Origin of the sequence: Streptomyces sp. FXJ1.172 (assembly GCF_001636945.3) — a bacterium.
Classification (GTDB): domain Bacteria; phylum Actinomycetota; class Actinomycetes; order Streptomycetales; family Streptomycetaceae; genus Streptomyces.
The window spans coordinates 1,137,384-1,153,278 of the sequence record NZ_CP119133.2 but is presented as its reverse complement, the minus strand read 5'-3'; the positions used below and the strand labels follow the sequence as shown (position 1 = coordinate 1,153,278).

The 15,895-nt window shown below is 73.0% G+C and carries 17 protein-coding genes; 6 read left to right on the top strand and 11 right to left on the bottom strand.

Features of this window, described 5'->3' with window-relative positions; genetic code table 11:
* Nucleotides 1–125: 125 nt before the first annotated feature.
* Nucleotides 126–1,151, top strand: coding sequence for a cytochrome c oxidase assembly protein (locus A6P39_RS05555; protein WP_067051249.1), 1,026 nt, complete (start codon nt 126–128; stop codon nt 1,149–1,151).
* Nucleotides 1,152–1,369: 218 nt separating this feature from the next.
* Here the strand turns inward: A6P39_RS05555 and A6P39_RS05550 are convergent, their stop codons facing one another.
* Nucleotides 1,370–2,356 (bottom strand): SGNH/GDSL hydrolase family protein, encoded by a 987-nt coding sequence (locus tag A6P39_RS05550; protein WP_234379071.1) that lies wholly within the window; start codon nt 2,354–2,356, stop codon nt 1,370–1,372.
* A gap of 182 nt (nt 2,357–2,538) precedes the next feature.
* Between A6P39_RS05550 and A6P39_RS05545 the strand changes: the two genes are divergently transcribed.
* Nucleotides 2,539–3,741: a PucR family transcriptional regulator gene (locus A6P39_RS05545; protein ID WP_067051246.1), complete on the top strand. Its 1,203-nt coding sequence runs from the start codon at nt 2,539–2,541 to the stop codon at nt 3,739–3,741.
* Between the two features lie 122 nt (nt 3,742–3,863).
* The gene (locus tag A6P39_RS05540) at nt 3,864–4,733 is read left to right on the top strand and encodes an SDR family oxidoreductase (RefSeq protein ID WP_067051242.1); all 870 of its coding nucleotides are present in this window, start codon (nt 3,864–3,866) and stop codon (nt 4,731–4,733) included.
* 12 nt (nt 4,734–4,745) lie between these two features.
* Here A6P39_RS05540 and A6P39_RS05535 read toward each other — a convergent pair whose 3' ends face one another.
* The 3 genes from A6P39_RS05535 to A6P39_RS05525 form a co-directional block, all read right to left on the bottom strand.
* Nucleotides 4,746–4,961 carry a hypothetical protein gene (locus A6P39_RS05535; RefSeq protein WP_067051239.1) on the bottom strand — a complete coding sequence of 72 codons (216 nt, stop codon included), beginning with the start codon at nt 4,959–4,961 and terminating at the stop codon, nt 4,746–4,748.
* A 297-nt stretch (nt 4,962–5,258) separates the two neighbouring features.
* Nucleotides 5,259–6,509: an MFS transporter gene (locus tag A6P39_RS05530; protein ID WP_079133592.1), complete on the bottom strand. Its 1,251-nt coding sequence runs from the start codon at nt 6,507–6,509 to the stop codon at nt 5,259–5,261.
* Nucleotides 6,506–7,096, bottom strand: a complete 591-nt coding sequence (locus tag A6P39_RS05525; RefSeq protein WP_067051233.1) for a helix-turn-helix domain-containing protein — start codon at nt 7,094–7,096, stop codon at nt 6,506–6,508. Before A6P39_RS05525 ends, A6P39_RS05530 begins: the two co-directional genes overlap by 4 nt.
* Here A6P39_RS05525 and A6P39_RS05520 point away from each other — a divergent pair.
* Both A6P39_RS05520 and A6P39_RS05515 read left to right on the top strand, forming a co-directional pair.
* Nucleotides 7,095–7,616, top strand: coding sequence for a GNAT family N-acetyltransferase (locus tag A6P39_RS05520; RefSeq protein ID WP_067051230.1), 522 nt, complete (start codon nt 7,095–7,097; stop codon nt 7,614–7,616). The two genes, A6P39_RS05525 and A6P39_RS05520, sit on opposite strands and share 2 nt — an antisense overlap.
* Before the next feature lie 461 nt (nt 7,617–8,077).
* The gene (locus A6P39_RS05515; RefSeq protein ID WP_067051227.1) at nt 8,078–9,214 is read left to right on the top strand and encodes a glycosyltransferase; all 1,137 of its coding nucleotides are present in this window, start codon (nt 8,078–8,080) and stop codon (nt 9,212–9,214) included.
* Between the two features lie 26 nt (nt 9,215–9,240).
* On the opposite strand, the gene hypE is transcribed toward A6P39_RS05515, so the two are convergent.
* The 6 genes from hypE to A6P39_RS05485 form a co-directional block, all read right to left on the bottom strand.
* The gene (gene hypE / locus A6P39_RS05510; protein ID WP_079133600.1) at nt 9,241–10,230 is read right to left on the bottom strand and encodes a hydrogenase expression/formation protein HypE; all 990 of its coding nucleotides are present in this window, start codon (nt 10,228–10,230) and stop codon (nt 9,241–9,243) included.
* 91 nt (nt 10,231–10,321) lie between these two features.
* Nucleotides 10,322–11,443 carry a hydrogenase formation protein HypD gene (hypD, locus tag A6P39_RS05505; RefSeq protein WP_067051221.1) on the bottom strand — a complete coding sequence of 374 codons (1,122 nt, stop codon included), beginning with the start codon at nt 11,441–11,443 and terminating at the stop codon, nt 10,322–10,324.
* Entirely contained in the window at nt 11,440–11,784 is a 345-nt protein-coding gene (locus tag A6P39_RS05500; protein ID WP_067051218.1) for a HypC/HybG/HupF family hydrogenase formation chaperone, read from the bottom strand. Before A6P39_RS05500 ends, hypD begins: the two co-directional genes overlap by 4 nt.
* A gap of 10 nt (nt 11,785–11,794) precedes the next feature.
* On the bottom strand, nt 11,795–14,164 hold the full coding sequence (gene hypF / locus A6P39_RS05495) for a carbamoyltransferase HypF (protein ID WP_067051215.1): 2,370 nt from the start codon (nt 14,162–14,164) through the stop codon (nt 11,795–11,797).
* Nucleotides 14,161–14,916, bottom strand: coding sequence for a hydrogenase nickel incorporation protein HypB (gene hypB / locus A6P39_RS05490; RefSeq protein ID WP_067051212.1), 756 nt, complete (start codon nt 14,914–14,916; stop codon nt 14,161–14,163). Before hypB ends, hypF begins: the two co-directional genes overlap by 4 nt.
* Before the next feature lie 3 nt (nt 14,917–14,919).
* Nucleotides 14,920–15,315 (bottom strand): hydrogenase maturation nickel metallochaperone HypA/HybF, encoded by a 396-nt coding sequence (locus tag A6P39_RS05485; RefSeq protein ID WP_067051209.1) that lies wholly within the window; start codon nt 15,313–15,315, stop codon nt 14,920–14,922.
* A 78-nt stretch (nt 15,316–15,393) separates the two neighbouring features.
* On the opposite strand from A6P39_RS05485, the gene A6P39_RS05480 reads away from it, so the two are divergent.
* The gene (locus A6P39_RS05480) at nt 15,394–15,801 is read left to right on the top strand and encodes a helix-turn-helix transcriptional regulator (RefSeq protein WP_067051205.1); all 408 of its coding nucleotides are present in this window, start codon (nt 15,394–15,396) and stop codon (nt 15,799–15,801) included.
* Here A6P39_RS05480 and A6P39_RS45405 read toward each other — a convergent pair.
* The gene (locus A6P39_RS45405) at nt 15,777–15,893 is read right to left on the bottom strand and encodes a DUF6893 family small protein (RefSeq protein WP_443052820.1); all 117 of its coding nucleotides are present in this window, start codon (nt 15,891–15,893) and stop codon (nt 15,777–15,779) included. The genes A6P39_RS05480 and A6P39_RS45405 overlap by 25 nt on opposite strands.
* Nucleotides 15,894–15,895: the final 2 nt, after the last annotated feature.

Here is a 15,895-nt window from a genome sequence, read left to right as displayed (position 1 = left end):
TCACCCCGGCGTGCCGTACCCCGATGCCGGGCCGCGGCACGCCGGGGACTACCGTCCCGTGGTGGACCCGAGCCGGACTCTTCCGCGCCGAGGCCCCCGTACCGAGCCGAAGGAGGACGATCCCCATGGACGGCCACGCGCTGACCGCACTGTCGGCCGGCCAGCTGCCCGAGCTGACCACAGGACGTCTGCTGTCCACCTGGCAGCTGGACGTCCCCGCGTTGCTGCTGGTCATCGCCCTGGGCGCGCTCTACGGCCGGGGTGTGGCGCGGCTGCGCCGGCGGGGCGAGCCCTGGCCGCCCGTCCGCGCAGCCGCCTTCGCGCTGCTCGGCCTGGGCGGGCTGGTGGTGGCCACGATGTCCGCGCTGGCCGTCTACGACCATGTGCTGTTCTGGCCGGCCGCCGTGCAGAACGTCCTGCTGGACCTCGTCGTCCCCCTGGGCCTTGCCCTCGGTGACCCGCTGCGGCTCGCCGTGGAAGCCCTGCCGGAGAACTCCACCCGGCGTGTGCGCCGCCTGATGTCCGGCCGCCTGGTACGCGTGCTGACGTTCCCCCTGGTCAGTACGGCACTCGTGCTCGCCACGGAGCTGACGGTGTACTTCACGCCGTACTTCGCCACCGCCCTGCGCGTGGGCTGGCTGCACGAGCTGATGTATCTGCACCTGCTCGTGGCCGGCTGCCTCTTCGTCGTACCGATGCTGACCCACGAGGAGGCGCTGCCCCGCTGGTGCACCCACCCGGTCCGGGCGGCCCTGGTCTTCCTGGACGGCATCGTCGACGCGGTCCCCGGCGTGGTGGTGATGACGCACGGCACCCTGATCGCGGGCGCCTGGTACCTGCACCACGCGCCGTCCTGGTCCCCGGACGTGCGGCACGACCAGCAGATCGGCGGCGGCGCGATGCTCAGCATCGCCGAGCTGGTCGCGCTGCCCTTCCTGCTGGCCCTCCTATACCAGTGGGCACGCGCGGAACGGGTCCAGAACGCCGCCCTCGACCGGCGCCTGGACGAGGAACTCGCTCCCGCCGTCGTGCCCGCGCCCGCCTCGGAACAGGCACCGCAGGCCCCGTCCGCCGAGCGGGTACGGCCCTGGTGGGAGACCGAACAGAACGACGTGGCCGCCAGGATCCGCAGCCAGCACCGGGAGAAGTGACCGCGAGGGCGCAAGCGACCCGGACTCAGCGGTGGGGCCGGTCGGGGCAGGGACCCCGGCCCCACGACTCTGTCCGGCCACGGCCCCCGCCACGCCCGCCACGAGGCGTGGCCCCGCCGGACCATCCCGGGTGTCCGGCCCGCACGGCACGGGCCGGACAGAACAGGACCAGGGCAGGAGTAGGACAGGAGCAGGACGGGACCGGGACCGGGACGGGATCAGCCGCCGAGCGCGCCCAGCACGGCGTCCGCCATGGCACGTTCACCCGTGGCGTTCGGATGCAGCGGCAGCGCGGGCGAGGCGGGGAACAGCCCCTCGATCCAGGGCGAGGAGGAGCAGCTGTCGTGGCCCCGGGTCGGGGTCAGCGTGTCCACATAAGTGGCGCCGTCGGCACCGGCGGTGGTGGCGACCGTGTCGTTGAGACGGCCGAGGATGGAGCGCAGGAACGCGAGGTCCCCGGCCGTGACCGGCATCTTGCCCAGACACTGCGCGGGATCGTCGGGGAGCACCGCCGGATAGCCGACGACGAGGACCCTGGCCCGCGGGGCGCGCGCCCGGACCAGCCGGAGGGCGCTGTCGAGCTGCGCCGCGGCGGAGCCGAGTCGCTCGTCGAGGGTGTTCCCGTAGTAGTCGCGGCAGGGTGTGCCGAGCGGATCGGTCACGGAGAGGGCCGAGCAGGTGACCGCGACGTCGCCGAACCCGAAGTCCGACGTGCCGAGGTTGTCGCCCGTCACGGTGAGCGTGACCAGGGTGGTGTCCGGTGTGACGGCGTCGAGTTGCGGACCGTTCACGACGGCCCCGGCGTCCGTCTGTGCCGTGGTGAGGGCGTTGACCTTCGCACCGGCGCAGGTCACGTCCCGGTAGGTACCCGAGGCCAGCGACTCGGCGACGAGACGGCCGTAGTCGTGGTCGGAGCGCATGCACAGACCCGCGGACTGGGCCGGGACACCGGCCCCGGCGGCGTACGAGTCCCCGAGTGCCACATAGGTGCCGGCCGCCGCGCCGGCTTGGCCGGTTGCCGAGGGCGCCGCGTGGACGGCGGTGGTGGAGACGGTCGCCAGCAGTACGCCGCCGGCGAGGGCGGACGTCCATTTCAAGAACGCTTTCGCGCTGCGGTCGGTCGATGCCCGGTGCGGGTCCTCGGCCTTCGGTTTCTGCGGTGCTCGGTGGCTGTGGTGCGTGCTCATCGATGCGGCTCTGGGCACGGTTGCTCCTGGGGAGGTGTGACGACGGAAGCGCAATTCCGGTACCGGCCGGTAACGTTGCGGACATCGTCGTGGGCCACCCGCCCCACGGGCCATGTACGCGCACACAGCCCTTCGGCGGCCCCGTTGTCCCCGTGCACAACCTTCTGGTGCGCCGCGTGCCCCTTTGTAACCTGCCGGTCATGAGCCGCACCCCGCCGCCTCCCGCCGAGATCGCCCCTGTCGCGGCCGCCCTGCGCGGCCGCGCGCCCGATCTGGGCGCCCGCATGGCCCGCCGTATCCGCGCCGAGGTCGCCTACTACGGCGGCGAAGGGCCCGTCGGCATCGAGGAGTTGACCGCCAGTTGCCGGCGCAACACCGAGCTGGTCTTCGGGCAGCTGGCCGACGGCTGTGTGGCCGGCATGGAGCCGGCCCAGGAGGCGGGGCGCAGAGCGGCACGTGAAGGGGCACCCCTGGGGGAGCTGCTGCACGCCTACCGCGTCGGCTCGGAGTTCCTGTGGTCCGAGCTGGCGGCCGCCGCCCGCGCCGCGGACGCCGTCACCGCCGACACCATTGTCGCGCTGGCGGCGTGGTGGGTGAACGAGGGCCTCGCGGCGGCGGCCAGCGACGCCTACCGCGAGACGGCTTCGGAACTGCTGCTGCAACGCGATCGTGAGCGGTCCGTCCTGGTCGAGGCCCTGTTCACGGGCGTGCTCACCGACCGCACCACCCTGTGGGAAGCCGCCGACGCGCTCGGCCTGCCGACCGAGGGGCCCTTCGTCGTGGTGGCCGCCGGTGTCCCCGTGCCGGGGCGGGAGGCGCTGCCCGGCATCGAAGCCCGGTTGCTGGCCGAGCGGATCCACTCGGCCTGGCGGCTGCTGCCCGACCTGCAGATCGGCGTCGTGGCGGCCCGCGGCCCGGACGCCGAGGACGTCACACTGAGCCTCCTCGGTGGCTGCGCCACGGCCCGGGTAGGGGTCAGCCCCGCTTACCGCGCCCTGCGCGAGACCCCGAGGGCCCTGCGGCTGGCCCGCCTCGCCATGGCCCGCGTGCCCAGCCAGACGACCGGCGTCGTACGGTTCGACGACAGTCCAGTCGCCATGCTGGTGGCCGCCTCGGTGGACGAGGCCGGCCGGATCGCGGACACCGTCTTCGCCCGCGTGCTGGAACTGCCCTGCGAGGAACGGATCCGGCTGCTGGAGACCTTGGAGCAGTGGTACGCGGCCGGGGGTTCGGCGGCCGGCGCGGCACGGCAGCTGTACTGCCACCGCAACACCGTCCGCTACCGGCTGCGCCGGCTCGAGGAACTCACCGGCCGCTCCCTGCAGGACCCCCGCGCGGTCGCCGATCTCTCGGTGGCCCTCCACGCGCTGCGCATGCTTCCGCCGGCGCCCGAGGAGCCCTGAACCGCTGACCGCCCCAGACCGCCGGATCGCGGGAGCGCCGGGACAGGCCCGCGCGGACCGGGCGGCTACCGTGCCGGCAGGCACCCAGCAGCACAACCGGCACCCCAGCAAGGAGAACCACGATGGCTCCCCCCGAGGTCACCTACGCCGTCACCGGTGCAACCGGCCGCCTGGGTGGACGCATCGCCCGCCGCCTCGCCGCCGCCGGCATCGAGCAGACCCTCCTGGCCCGCACCCCGGCCCGCGCACCCGAGCTGCCCGGCGCCACCGCCGTACCCGGCGCCTACGGCGACCACGAGGCCCTCGTGCGCTCCCTGCGCGGTACCGACCGTGTCCTGATGGTCTCCGCCTCGGAGTCGCCCGACCGGGTCCAGCAGCACCGCACCTTCATCGACGCCGCGGCCCGGGCCGGTGTCGCACACCTGGTGTACATCTCCTTCTGCGGTGCCGCGCCCGATGCGACCTTCACCCTGGCCCGTGACCACTGGCACACCGAACAGCACATCCGGGCCAGCGGTGTGCCGTTCACCTTCCTGCGGGACAACCTCTACGCCGACTTCATGACCGGACTCGTCGGCGACGACGGAGTCATCCGCGGGCCCGCCGGGGACGGCCGGGCCGCCGTGGTTGCCCAGGACGACATCGCGGACGCCGCGGTCGCCGTCCTGCGTGATCCGGCCCCGCACGCCGGTCGCGTCCACGAACTGACCGGCCCCGAGGCGCTCACCCTCACCGACGTGGCGACCGCGATCACCAAGGTCACCGGACGCCCCGTCACGTACGTGCCGGAGACGCTCGAGGAGGCCTACGCCTCCCGCGCGGGCTACGGCGCCCCCGACTGGCAGCTCGACGCCTGGGTCTCCACCTACACGGCGATCGGCGACGGCTCCCTCGCCGGGGTGAGCACCGCCGTCCAGGACCTGACCGGCCACCCGGCCACCCCGCTGGAGCAGGTGCTGCGGGCCGAGCCCGCCCCGGCGCCCGGGTCTTGAGCAGGCCGTTCCCTAGTCGGTTTCGCGCTCCAGCACCCGCCGGGCCGCCTCGGCCTCCGCCGCCGGCGGGGAGAGTTCGTCGAGGGTGTCCAGCTCGTCGTCCGCTTCCAGCTCCCGTTCCCAGGCCGCCGCCAGCCGTTCCTGCTCCTGGCGGGGCCTGGCGTCGATCGCCTCCCGGTGATCCGGGTCCAGGGCCGCCAGGAATCGCTCGACCGAGTCCGCCGCCATACCGTGCTCCTTGTCGTAGGGAAGGGCGAGTGCCGTTCCTGGCCCAGCATGGCCAAACAGGCGCGTGCCGAGGGACCGACACCACCTGGAAGCACCCTGTTGGCCCCGCCGCCCACCTCGCCGCCCACGTGCCCCCGCCGTTCCAACACGCGGCGGACCAGGCGCCGTTGACCTGAAAGAGGTGAGCAGAGGGCGTTCGCGGCGGTCATGGCGAGCAGGACGGTCGTGGCCGACGCGGCCATCCGCGTCGGGATGTCCCAGGTCCGGGGGTGGCCGCCACCGTGCGCCCCGGCGCCCTCACCCTCCACGCCGGCGAGTCCGCCCGCACCACCCTCGACGGCAGGTGAGCGGCCGCCCCGAGCGGAGCTGCTTCGCCGAGCCGGCCCGATGTACGAGCCCTGGGCCCGGTGCGAGCGCGGCGGCGAGGAGCAGCGCCGCCAGGGCGGTCGAGGTGATGCCGCGCCAGCCCCACGCGTCGAGCAGGGGCGCGGCGAGGGCGGTGCCGATGGCGCCGCTGGTGAAGTACAGCACCAGGTAGACGCTGCTGAGGCTGCCGGAGCGCTGCGGGTCGAGGGCGATGACACGGCTCTGGTTGGCGGCCTGGGCCGCGAAGCAGCCGGCGTCGAAGACGGCGAGCCCGAGACCGGTGACGAGCGGGGTGCCGAGGCCGGTGGCGAGCAGTGCGGTGCCGGCCGAGGTGGCCAGCACGCAGGCTGTGATCACCGTGGCGGGGGCGTACCGGTCGGTGAGGCGTCCGGTGAACGGGAGCGCCGCGAAGCCGAGGAGCCCTGCCAGGCCGTACAGGCCGATGGCGCTCGGGCCGAGGGAATGGGGCGGCTGGGCGAGGGCCAGGGCGAGGGCGACCCAGATGAGATTGAAGGCGAAGTACCACAGCCCGCCGGTCGCCACCGCGCGGCGCAGCTCCGGGAACCGGCGCAGCAACGGCGGAAGAGAGGTGAGCGCGGCACGGTAGCCGCGGTCGCGGTGCGGTCGTTGCCGGGGCAGGAGCGCGGCGGCGGCCGGCGCGCCGACGAGGGCCAGGGCGGCGAAGACGAGGAGCATCCGCCGCCACCCGAGGATCTCGGCGAGTGCGCCTCCCGCCAGGCGGCTGAGCAGGATGCCGGCCGACATCCCGGCCGCGACCGTGGCCACGCCGGTGCCCCGGCGCCCCGCCGGGGCGTGGCGGCCGGCGATGGTGCCGGCCTGGGCCGCGACGCTGGCGGCCGCGCCGATGAGCAGGTAGGCGGCCAGCAGCACGCCCGCGCCGGGTGCGGCCGCGGCGAGGGCGAGAGCGGCGGCCAGAGCGGTGAGCTGAACGCCGATCAGACGGTTGGGGGCGAGGTGGTCGGTGAGGGGCAGCAGGAGCGCGAAGCCGGTCATGCAGCCGGCGAGCGCGGCTGTCGGCACCAGACCCGCCACGGCCAGCGGGACACCCAAGTCGGCAGCGACCGTGGTGAGTTCGGGCTGGATGGCGTAGTTGTTCGCGATCGCCGTGCCGGCTATGGAGGCCAGCAGGAGGGTGCCGCCGCGGGGGAGCGGGTGGGTCACGGTGTCGTGCCGCGGGTGAGGACGACGGCGTACCGGCATTCGGCGTCGGTGGTGTTGGCGAAGACCCGCTCGGCGGGCTCGCCCAGTTCGAGGGTGTCGCCCGCGTCCAGTTCGTGGACCGTGTCGCCGTCGTGGAAGGTCAGACGTCCCTCCAGGACCCAGACGACCTGTCGTACGAAGGCGAAGGCGGCGGCCGGATACGGCACTTGGGCGCCGGCGGGCAGGCGGATCTCGGCGATCTCGGCGGGGAAGTGCGGGCCGGTGATCTGGCGGCGCCGGTAACCGGTCGCGGGGTCGCGCCACTCGGGCGTGTCCGCGGGGCGGCGCACACCCGGCACGCCCTCGGTGTCCTCCGGCGCCCCTTCGGCCAGCGCGAGAAGGGAGGCGACGCTGAGCTGGAAGGCCGCGGACAGCTTGCCGAGGACGACGGCGGTCGGGCTGCTCTCGGCGCGCTCGATCCGGCTGATCATGGCCTGCGACACACCGGAGGCGTCGGCGAGCTGGGCCAGGGTCCACCGGCGTCGCTCCCGTTCGGTGCCGATGCGCGCGGCGATCTGCCCCACCAGGGGATCTACTATATTGGACATGACTTCAATATATGCAAGAGACCCTGCAGCCGTGACGGTGCGGCCCGCCCGGCCCGGCGACGTCGCGGCCATCCGCGCGATCCGCAATCACGCGATCGAGCACTCGACGGCCCTGTGGACCAGCACCCCGCAGTCCCCCGAGGAGGCCGTCACCTGGCTGGCCGCCCACCTGGAGCGCGGCTCGGCGTTCGTGGCCGAGGCCCACGGCGAAGTGGCCGGGTTCGCGGTCTACGGCCCGTGGCGGGCATTCGACGGATACCGTCACACGGTCGAGGACTCGGTCTACGTCCGCGAAGCCCGGCACGGGCTCGGCATCGGCTCCGCACTGCTGGACACCCTGATCGGCGCCGCGCGCGAGGCGGGCCACCACGTCATGATCGCCGGTATCGAAGCCGAGAACGCCTCCTCGGTCCGGCTGCACGAACGGTTCGGGTTCCAGCACGTGGGCACGGTGGCGGAGGTCGGCACCAAGTTCGGCCGCTGGCTCGACCTGACACTCATGCGCCTGCAGCTGAGCTGAGCTGAGCCGGCCCGCGCCCCCGCCTGCCGGACCTACTTCGGCTGTGCCGGGATCCGGGCGCTCACCCGGTAGCCGCCGTCGGATGTCGGGCCGCAGGCGAACGTGCCGTGCAGGATCTCGGCGCGCGACCAGGTGACTGCGCCGGTCGCGCACCATCCCGCAACTGTTCAACCCCTCATGTCCGCTCTTGGTTCAGCTGATGGTGCAGTAACTTTGGCGGGGGTCCGCGCTACGAGCAGCAGCGGCGCGCGTTGGCAGCGCGGACGGAACTCGCCCGTGGCATGGAACACAGCGGCGTACGGCGGGAGTTGGAGGCCCCCGACCTGCCCGGACTCGAGGGACCGGCGCGTGCCTTCGGGGTTCGCCGGGTCCCGTTCACGCTGACGAGGGCACCAGCCTGTCGCAGCCCGCACGCCTGCACGGCTGCACCGATCGACACCCCATCAGGAAGAGGCATCGCCATGCGCGTCCTTGTCACCGTCACCGGATCGCCCTCTCACGTCAATGCCGTGCTGCCCCTGGTCTCGGCGCTCGCGACAGTGCACCACCAAGTGCTCGTCGCGGCGCCGGCCCGACTGCTCGCACTCTTCGACGGCCTGCCGTTGCAACGGGAACCACTCCTCACCGACCCGCTCGCCCGCTTCTCGCCGCAGGCCGACGGACCGCCCGAACGGCGCGCACTCGACCTGTTCGCCGGAGCCCACCTCATCGACAGCTACCGCGCACTGCTGCCCGCGGCCCGCGCGTTCGCACCCGCACTGGTGATCCGGGACGGCGGCGAGTTCACCGGATACCTGGTGGCGGAGACTCTCGGGCTGCCGCACCTGGCCGCGCCCTCGGGAGCGGCCAACCACCTGGACCCGGTGGTCCTGCAGCCCCAGCTCAACCAGCGGCGCGCCGCGCTCGGACTGCGGGCCGAGGACGACCCGGACGCCATCCACCGGCACGGCCGGCTGGACTGCATGCCCGCGGAGTTCTCCTTCGCCCGCCACCGCACCGGAACGCTCTACCGCTACCGGCAGCCCTCCGAGATCCATCCCGGCGACGTACTGCCGGACTGGGTGGCCGAACTCCCCTCCGGCCGGCCGCTGGTACTCGCGACGATCGGCACCGTGCTGCCCTCCGTCCCGTCCGCGGTGGCCGACGCGCCGGGCCTGGTCAACGCGATCGTCACCGCACTGGCCGAACTCGACTGCCAGGCCGTGGTGGCAACCGGAGGCGTTGCGGTGGACCGCCCGCGGGCGGCGGGCCGCGTGCACGTGGTGGACTCCGTACCGCAGCCGCTGCTCCTGCGCTGCACCCAACTCCTCGTCACCCACGGCGGATACAACAGCATCAGGGAAGCCGTCGGGGCCGGGGTGCCGATGGCCGTGCTGCCCTGCTTCGGGGACCAGCCCGACAACGCCGACCGGGTGCAGGAACTCGGCCTCGGCCGGCGCATCCCGTCACCGGAGGAGACCGCCGCGGTATGTCACCAGGTGCTGAACGACCCCGAGGTGACCGCACGGACCCGTCACGCCCAGCGGCGGATGCTCTGCCTGCCACCGATTCAGGCAGCGGTGGACGACCTGGAGAAGGTGGCGGGTGGGGGAGCGTGACATGAAGCCGTACGACTGCAAAGGACTCAGCAGATCCGGGGCAGTTGTTCGCCCAGTGGCATGTCCACCACGCGGGTGCCGCCCAGGCCCGTGGCCGAGACGACCATGCCCGGATGGTCGGGCACGCAGTGACCGATGGCCACGGCCTCCTTGCCCAGCGGATGGGCCCTGAGGGCGGCCAGGCAGACGTCCGCCCGGTCCGGGGGCACGAACGCGACCAGCTTGCCCTCGTTGGCGACGTAGAGGGGGTCGAGGCCGAGGAAGGCGCAGGCGTTGGCGACCGTGTCCGGCACCGGGAGGGCGTGCTCCTCCAGGGCCACTCCCACGCCCGACGCGGAAGCGATCTCGTTGAGGGTCGCGGCGAGACCGCCTCGGGTGGGGTCGCGCAGCACATGGACGTCCGGGCAGGCGGCGAGCAGATCCGCGACCAGGTCCCCCAGCGGGGCGGTGTCACTTTCCGTCTCCACACCGAACTCCAGGCCCTCGCGCACGCTCATGATGGCCACTCCGTGCACTCCGATGGCGCCGCTGACCAGGACCACATCGCCCGGCCGGGCCCGGCGCGGATGGATGTCGACGCCGTCGGGGATGCGGCCGATACCAGCGGTGTTGATGAACACGCCGTCCCCGTGGCCCGCTTCGACCACCTTCGTGTCACCGGTGACCACGCTCACCCCGGCCCTGCGCGCCGCCGCACCGAACGCCTCGGCCACCTTGCCCACCACGGCCAGTTCGACGCCCTCCTCGAGGATGAACCCGCAGGACAGGAACAACGGCCGGGCCCCGGACATGGCGAGGTCGTTGACCGTGCCGTTGACCGCCAGGTCACCGATGCTCCCGCCGGGGAAGAACAGCGGACGCACCACGAAGGAGTCCGTGGAGAACGCGAGCCGTTCCCCGGAGGCGGGCAACCGCGCGGAGTCTCCCAGCTCGGCCAGCACGTCGTTGCCGAAGGCGGGCGCGAAGAGGTGCTCCACCAGCTCGGCCGAGAGGGTTCCCCCGCCGCCGTGGCCCATGACGATGCGCTCGTGGTCGCGCAGCGGAGCGGGGCAGGTCCAGCCGGAGAAGTCGGCCGGCGGGTGCGTCGAGCCGGTCGCGTCGGGTGCGTCAGCCAACGGAACTCGCCTCCTGCGTCGACGGCACCTGAAGCCTGCGGTAGAGGTAGTAGGCCGCGCAGGCGCCCTCGCTGGAGACCATGGTGGCGCCGAGCGGGTTGCGCGGGGTGCACTGCTTGCCGAAGGCGGCGCACTCATGCGGCTTGATCAGCCCTTGCAGGACCTCGCCGCTGCGGCACACCGTGGACTCCTGGGTGTCGATGCCGGAGACCGAGAAGCGGTGCTCGGCGTCGTAGTCGCGGTACCTGGACGACAGCCGCCAGCCGCTCCGCGGAATCATGCCGATCCCGCGCCAGGACCGGTCGGTCACCTCGAAGACGTCGGCGAGCATGGCCTTGGCGGCCGGGCTGCCGCCGGGCTGCACGGCGCGCGGGTAGGCGTTCTCGACGACGTGCCGGCCCGCCTCCAACTGCCGTACCGCGCGGCGGATCCCCTCCAGGATGTCCAGCGGCTCGAACCCGGTCACCACGATGGGGACCTTGTGGCGCTCGGCGAGTTCGGGGTACTCGGCGGTGCCCATCACCGTGCACACGTGACCGGCCGCGAGGAACGCCTGCACCCGGCAGTCGGGGGAGTTCATGATGGCGTCGATCGCGGGCGGCACCCGCACATGGGAGACGAGCAGGCTGAAGTTGGTGATGCCCAGCTTCTTCGCCTGGTACACGGTCATGGCGTTGGGCGGCGCGGTGGTCTCGAACCCGATCCCGAAGAACACCACCTGCCGGTCGGGGTTGTCCTGGGCGATGCGCAGCGCGTCCAGGGGTGAGTAGACCACCCTGACGTCGCCGCCCTCGCTCTTGACCTGGAACAGGTCCCGCCCGCTGCCGGGCACGCGCAGCATGTCACCGAAGGAGCAGAAGACGACCTCGGGACGGGAGGCGATCTCCAGCGCCTTGTCGATGATCTCCAGCGGGGTGACACAGACGGGACATCCGGGCCCGTGGATGAGCTGGATCTCCTCCGGCAGCAACTGGTCGATGCCGTGCCGGATGATCGAGTGCGTCTGCCCGCCGCACACCTCCATGAGCGACCAGGGCTGCGTGGTGAGCGCCCTGATGTCGTCGAAGAGGTGCCGGGCGAGCACCGGGTCGTTGAATTCGTCGAGGTACTTCATGGCCGGCCCTCCTCGTCGGCGTCCTGCCCGGGGCCCTTCGGGGGCGGGGTGCCCGCGGGTCGCTCCGCACCGGCGTCGCGGGCCGCTTTCGCCCAGGCGTCGCCGAACTCCTCCTCCAGGACCCCGAGATTCTCGAAGAGTTCCAGGGTCTGTTTCGCGGACTCCTCGTCCAGTCGCTGCAGGGCGAACCCCACATGCACGATCGCGTAGTCACCCACCTGCATGTCGGGTACGTACTCCAGGCACACGTCCTTGATGACGCCGCCGAAGTCGACCTTCGCCATGCGCGTCGCGTCCCGTTCCTCGATCTCCAGCACGCGGCCGGGAACGGCCAGGCACATGATGCGCTCCTCACCTTCCGGTCCGGGCGGCGACGATCAACTGCCCGAGGGCCAGGCCGCCGTCGTTGGGGGGCACCTTGTGGTGCGCGAGGACGGCGAACCCGTCCCGTTCCAGTGCGCTGCGGCACCCCGTGGTGAGCAGGGTGTTGCAGAACACCCCGCCGGACAGGGCCGCCGTCTCGATTCCCGTGCGCCGCCGGGCCGCGCGGCACACGTCGAGGACGAGCGCGACGACGGCCTCGTGGAACCGGCGGGCGATCCGGCCTGCCGGGATTCCCGCGAGCACCTCCACGACCACGGCGGCCAGCACCGGTGCGGCGTCGGCCACCAGCACGGCGCCGGGCTCCTCGGACGCCGGGTGCAGCGCGAACCGGTAGGGCCGGCCGTCCGCGCCGTCGTCCGGCTCCGCCAGCGCCGCGCACTCCAGCTCCATCGCGGCCTGCGCCTCGTAGGCGACCCGGTGGCAGACTCCGGTGAGCGAGGACACCGCGTCGAAGAGGCGCCCCATGCTGGAGGTGGGCACGCAGTTGAGACCGCGCTCCAACTGCCGCTCCAGCAAAGCCCGTTCACCGGGAGTGGTGACGCGGATGCTCGGCAGCGCCGGGTTCCAGGGCAGGCCTGCGGACCGCAGGTGTGCCAATGCCATCCGATAGGGGTTGCGTACGGCCGCGTCGCCGCCGGGCAGCGGCACGCATCCGAGATGGGCGAGGCGCCGGTACCCGTGGTAGTCGGCGAGCAGCACCTCACCGCCCCAGACGGTGCCGTCGTCGCCGTAGCCCGTGCCGTCGAAGGCCACGCCGATCACCGGCGCGGTGCCGTCGAGACCGTGTTCGGCCATCGCCGAGGCGATGTGCGCGTGGTGGTGCTGCACGCGGGCGACCGGCAGGCCACGCTCCCGTCCCGTGCGTACGGCCCACTGGGAGGACCGGTAGCCGGGGTGCAGGTCGGCCACCAGCAGCCGGGGGGTGACGGAGGTGAGGTCCGCCAGGTGGGCCGTGGCCCTCTCGAACGCGGTCAGGGTGGCCAGGTCGTCCATGTCGCCGACGTGCGCGGACAGCCAGGCGTACTGGTCGTCGCCCACACAGAAGGTGTTCTTCAGGTCGCCGCCGGCGGCGAGCGCGGGAACGACCGGTGCGGGCAGGGCGACGGGGAAGGGGGCATAGCCCCGGGAGCGGCGGACGGGAAGTTCCGCGCCGTCGCAGATGCGGACCACGGAGTCGTCGCAGGGCACATGGACGGGCCGGTCGTGCAGCAGCCAGGCGTCGGCGAGGCCGTCCAGCCGCCGCAGCGCGTCCGCGTCGTCGGTGGCGATCGGCTCGCCGGCCCTGTTACCGCTGGTCAGCACGAGCACGCTCGGGCCGGGCGGGTCACCGGGCAGCCCCAGCAGCAGCCGGTGCAGCGGGGAGTACGGCAGCATCACACCGAGATCGGGACTGCCGGGGGCCACATCCGCCGTCACCTCCGCAGATGCCGGCTCACGGCGGCGCAGCAGGACGATCGGCTTGCGCGGGCCGAGCAGCAGGGCACGCTCGGCGCCGTCGACCCGGGCGATGCGCTCCACCGTCGCCATGCCGTCGGCGAGGACGGCGAACGGCTTCGAGCCGCGGTTCTTGCGCTTGCGCAAGGTGCGTACGGCCAGCTGGTCGGACGCGTCGCAGGCCAGGTGGTAGCCGCCGATGCCCTTGACGGCGACGACGGCTCCGTCCGCCAGCATCCGGCGGGCCTCGGCGAGCGCCTCGTCGTCCCGCGCGACACCGGGCGCGTCCACCGCGCCGGGCAGGGTGTGGGCGGTGCCGGGCGCGTGCAGGAGGGCGAGCCGCGGGCCGCAGCGCGGGCAGGCGATCGGCTGGGCGTGGAAACGCCGGTCGGCGGGGTCGGCGTACTCGCGGGCGCAGTCCGGGCAGAGCGGGAAGCCGGCCATGGTGGTGGTGGCCCGGTCGTACGGAAGCCCGGTGATGATCGTGAAGCGGGGCCCGCAGTGGGTGCAGGTGATGAACGGGTGCCGGTGGCGGCGGTCGCCCGGGTCGGCGAGTTCGGACAGGCAGGCGTCGCAGGTGGCGGTGTCCGGCGGGACCAGGGTGCGGCCCGGGCCGCTGCCGGACGGGCGGATGGTGAAGCCGCTGTCGTGGCCGAGGGCAACGGCATGATGCTCCACGCACTCGACGACGGCGAGCGGCGGTGCCCGGGTGCCGATCTCCTCGCAGAACGCCTCCACGGCCGCGACCGGCCCTTCGACCTCGGTGTCCACACCGCGCGCGTCGTTGGCGACCCAGCCGGTGAGCCCGTGCTCGGCCGCGAGCGCGTGGACGAACGGGCGGAAGCCGACGCCCTGGACGACGCCCCGCACCGTGACGTGCCGGCGTGCGCGTGGCGTGGTCATGGCACAGCTCCCGGTACGGTCGCGGTACCGGCCACAGGCGGGTGCTGGTGGAGGTGGGACTCATGCTGCCGCGCGAGGACGGGCGTGTGCGGTGCCCGGCCGTTCGCACATGCCATGACATGGGCGAGCAGGCCGTCGACGCCGGCGCCGGTCCTGGCGGAGGTCTCGAAGACGGGGACGCGGGGGTTGACCTGCCGGAGGCCGTCGAGGAACGTGGACCGGTCGAAACCGACGGCGTCGGCGAGGTCGTACTTGGTGACCACGACGACCTGCGCCAAGCCGAACGCGGCCGGGTACTTCAGGGGCTTGTCCTCGCCCTCGGTGACCGAGACCAGCACGATGCGCAGGGTTTCCCCGAGGTCGTAGGAGGCGGGGCAGACCAGGTTGCCGACGTTCTCCACGAACAGCAGCCGGGTGCCCTCGGGGAGCCAGGGCTCCAGCCGGGCCTGGAGCATCGCCGCCTCCAGGTGGCACAGGCCGTCGGTGAGGATCTGCTGGACGGGGGCACGGGAGCGGGCCAGGCGCCGGGCGTCGTTCTCGGTGGCGAGGTCGGCGGTGACGGCCGCGACCGGTGTGCCCCGCTCGCGGGCGCGCGTGAGCAGCGCCTCCAGCAGTTCGGTCTTGCCGCTGCCGGGGCTGGACATCAGGTTGACGGCGATCGTGCCGTGCCCGTCGAGGTAGCGGCGGAGCGCGGCGGCGTTCTCGTCGTTCCTCGCGAGTACGGCCCGGTGCAGGTCGACCGAGCGGCACATGGGCTACCTCCGGGTGGGGGAGTGCTCCTTGTCCGAGGCGGCAGGGGCGGCGGGGGCCGCGGGACCGGGGCCCGTGACCAGCCGGACGATCTCCAGCTCGCGGCCGGAGAGCAGGACGAGCGGCTGGGCGCAGTTGTCGCACCAGAGCACCGGGGGCATCCCGGTGGGGCCCTCACGGCCGCAGCCGTCGCAGCGGGCTCGTCCTTCAACAGTGTCGATCAGCAGCTCGGCGCCCGCCAGCGCGGTGCCCTCGGCGGCCAGGGCGAACGCGAATTCCAGCGCTTCGGGGACGACTGCTGCGAGTTCACCGATGCGCAGGGTGACCGAGCGTACGACGTCGGTACCGGCCAGTGGGTTCACCTCGTCGACGACGGCTGTGGCGAGGGACAGCTCGTGCATGTCCGGCACCTCCTGGTTCCCTTGCGCCCCGGCTTTCGGATGGGGCGTGCGAGGCGGATTGGCTAGGCTGAAGGAGCGATGAACCCGTACGAGACCGAGCGCCGCACGCTCCTCACGCCCGTTCTGCTTCTGCTGCTGGCCGAGCGCCGGGGGCACGGCTACGAACTGGTGCACAGGCTGGTCGGCATGGGCTGGCCGGAGGCGGAGTCGGCGCACGTGTACCGCGTGCTGCGGGGCCTGGAGACCTGCGGTGCGGTGACCTCGCACTGGGACGCCTCCGACCACGGACCGGCGCGGCGCGTGTACACGCTGACCCACCAGGGTGCGATGGAGCTGGCGCTGTGGTTCGTGCGCCTGGGGGAGCTGCACGGCACCCTCCATGTCTTCCTGGAGCGCTACGTTCAGCTGACGGATGCCGTCGCCCTCGGTGACGACCGCCCGGCGACGCCCCTGCCCACCGATCACATGCGCCGCATGCGCAAATAGCGCTGGACGTCCGCCAGGTTCCTTGCCATCTCGTAGGCGAGCACCAGACCGACCGCGAGGCCGAACCAGGCCAGACCCGGATGTTCGTTCATGG

What these genes read in the sequence shown, in the direction of transcription:
- A6P39_RS05535 (WP_067051239.1), bottom strand. Translation starts at nt 4,961, where the DNA reads ATGGCGGCGGACTCGGTCGAGCGATTCCTGGCGGCCCTGGACCCGGAT.
- A6P39_RS05520 (WP_067051230.1), top strand. Translation starts at nt 7,095, where the DNA reads ATGACTTCAATATATGCAAGAGACCCTGCAGCCGTGACGGTGCGGCCC.
- A6P39_RS05500 (WP_067051218.1), bottom strand. Translation starts at nt 11,784, where the DNA reads ATGTGCCTGGCCGTTCCCGGCCGCGTGCTGGAGATCGAGGAACGGGAC.
- A6P39_RS05540 (WP_067051242.1), top strand. Translation starts at nt 3,864, where the DNA reads ATGGCTCCCCCCGAGGTCACCTACGCCGTCACCGGTGCAACCGGCCGC.
- hypF (WP_067051215.1), bottom strand. Translation starts at nt 14,164, where the DNA reads ATGACCACGCCACGCGCACGCCGGCACGTCACGGTGCGGGGCGTCGTC.
- A6P39_RS05525 (WP_067051233.1), bottom strand. Translation starts at nt 7,096, where the DNA reads ATGTCCAATATAGTAGATCCCCTGGTGGGGCAGATCGCCGCGCGCATC.
- A6P39_RS05545 (WP_067051246.1), top strand. Translation starts at nt 2,539, where the DNA reads ATGAGCCGCACCCCGCCGCCTCCCGCCGAGATCGCCCCTGTCGCGGCC.
- A6P39_RS05515 (WP_067051227.1), top strand. Translation starts at nt 8,078, where the DNA reads ATGCGCGTCCTTGTCACCGTCACCGGATCGCCCTCTCACGTCAATGCC.
- hypB (WP_067051212.1), bottom strand. Translation starts at nt 14,916, where the DNA reads ATGTGCCGCTCGGTCGACCTGCACCGGGCCGTACTCGCGAGGAACGAC.
- hypD (WP_067051221.1), bottom strand. Translation starts at nt 11,443, where the DNA reads ATGAAGTACCTCGACGAATTCAACGACCCGGTGCTCGCCCGGCACCTC.
- A6P39_RS05480 (WP_067051205.1), top strand. Translation starts at nt 15,394, where the DNA reads ATGAACCCGTACGAGACCGAGCGCCGCACGCTCCTCACGCCCGTTCTG.
- A6P39_RS45405 (WP_443052820.1), bottom strand. Translation starts at nt 15,893, where the DNA reads ATGAACGAACATCCGGGTCTGGCCTGGTTCGGCCTCGCGGTCGGTCTG.
- hypE (WP_079133600.1), bottom strand. Translation starts at nt 10,230, where the DNA reads ATGGGCCACGGCGGCGGGGGAACCCTCTCGGCCGAGCTGGTGGAGCAC.
- A6P39_RS05485 (WP_067051209.1), bottom strand. Translation starts at nt 15,315, where the DNA reads ATGCACGAGCTGTCCCTCGCCACAGCCGTCGTCGACGAGGTGAACCCA.
- A6P39_RS05555 (WP_067051249.1), top strand. Translation starts at nt 126, where the DNA reads ATGGACGGCCACGCGCTGACCGCACTGTCGGCCGGCCAGCTGCCCGAG.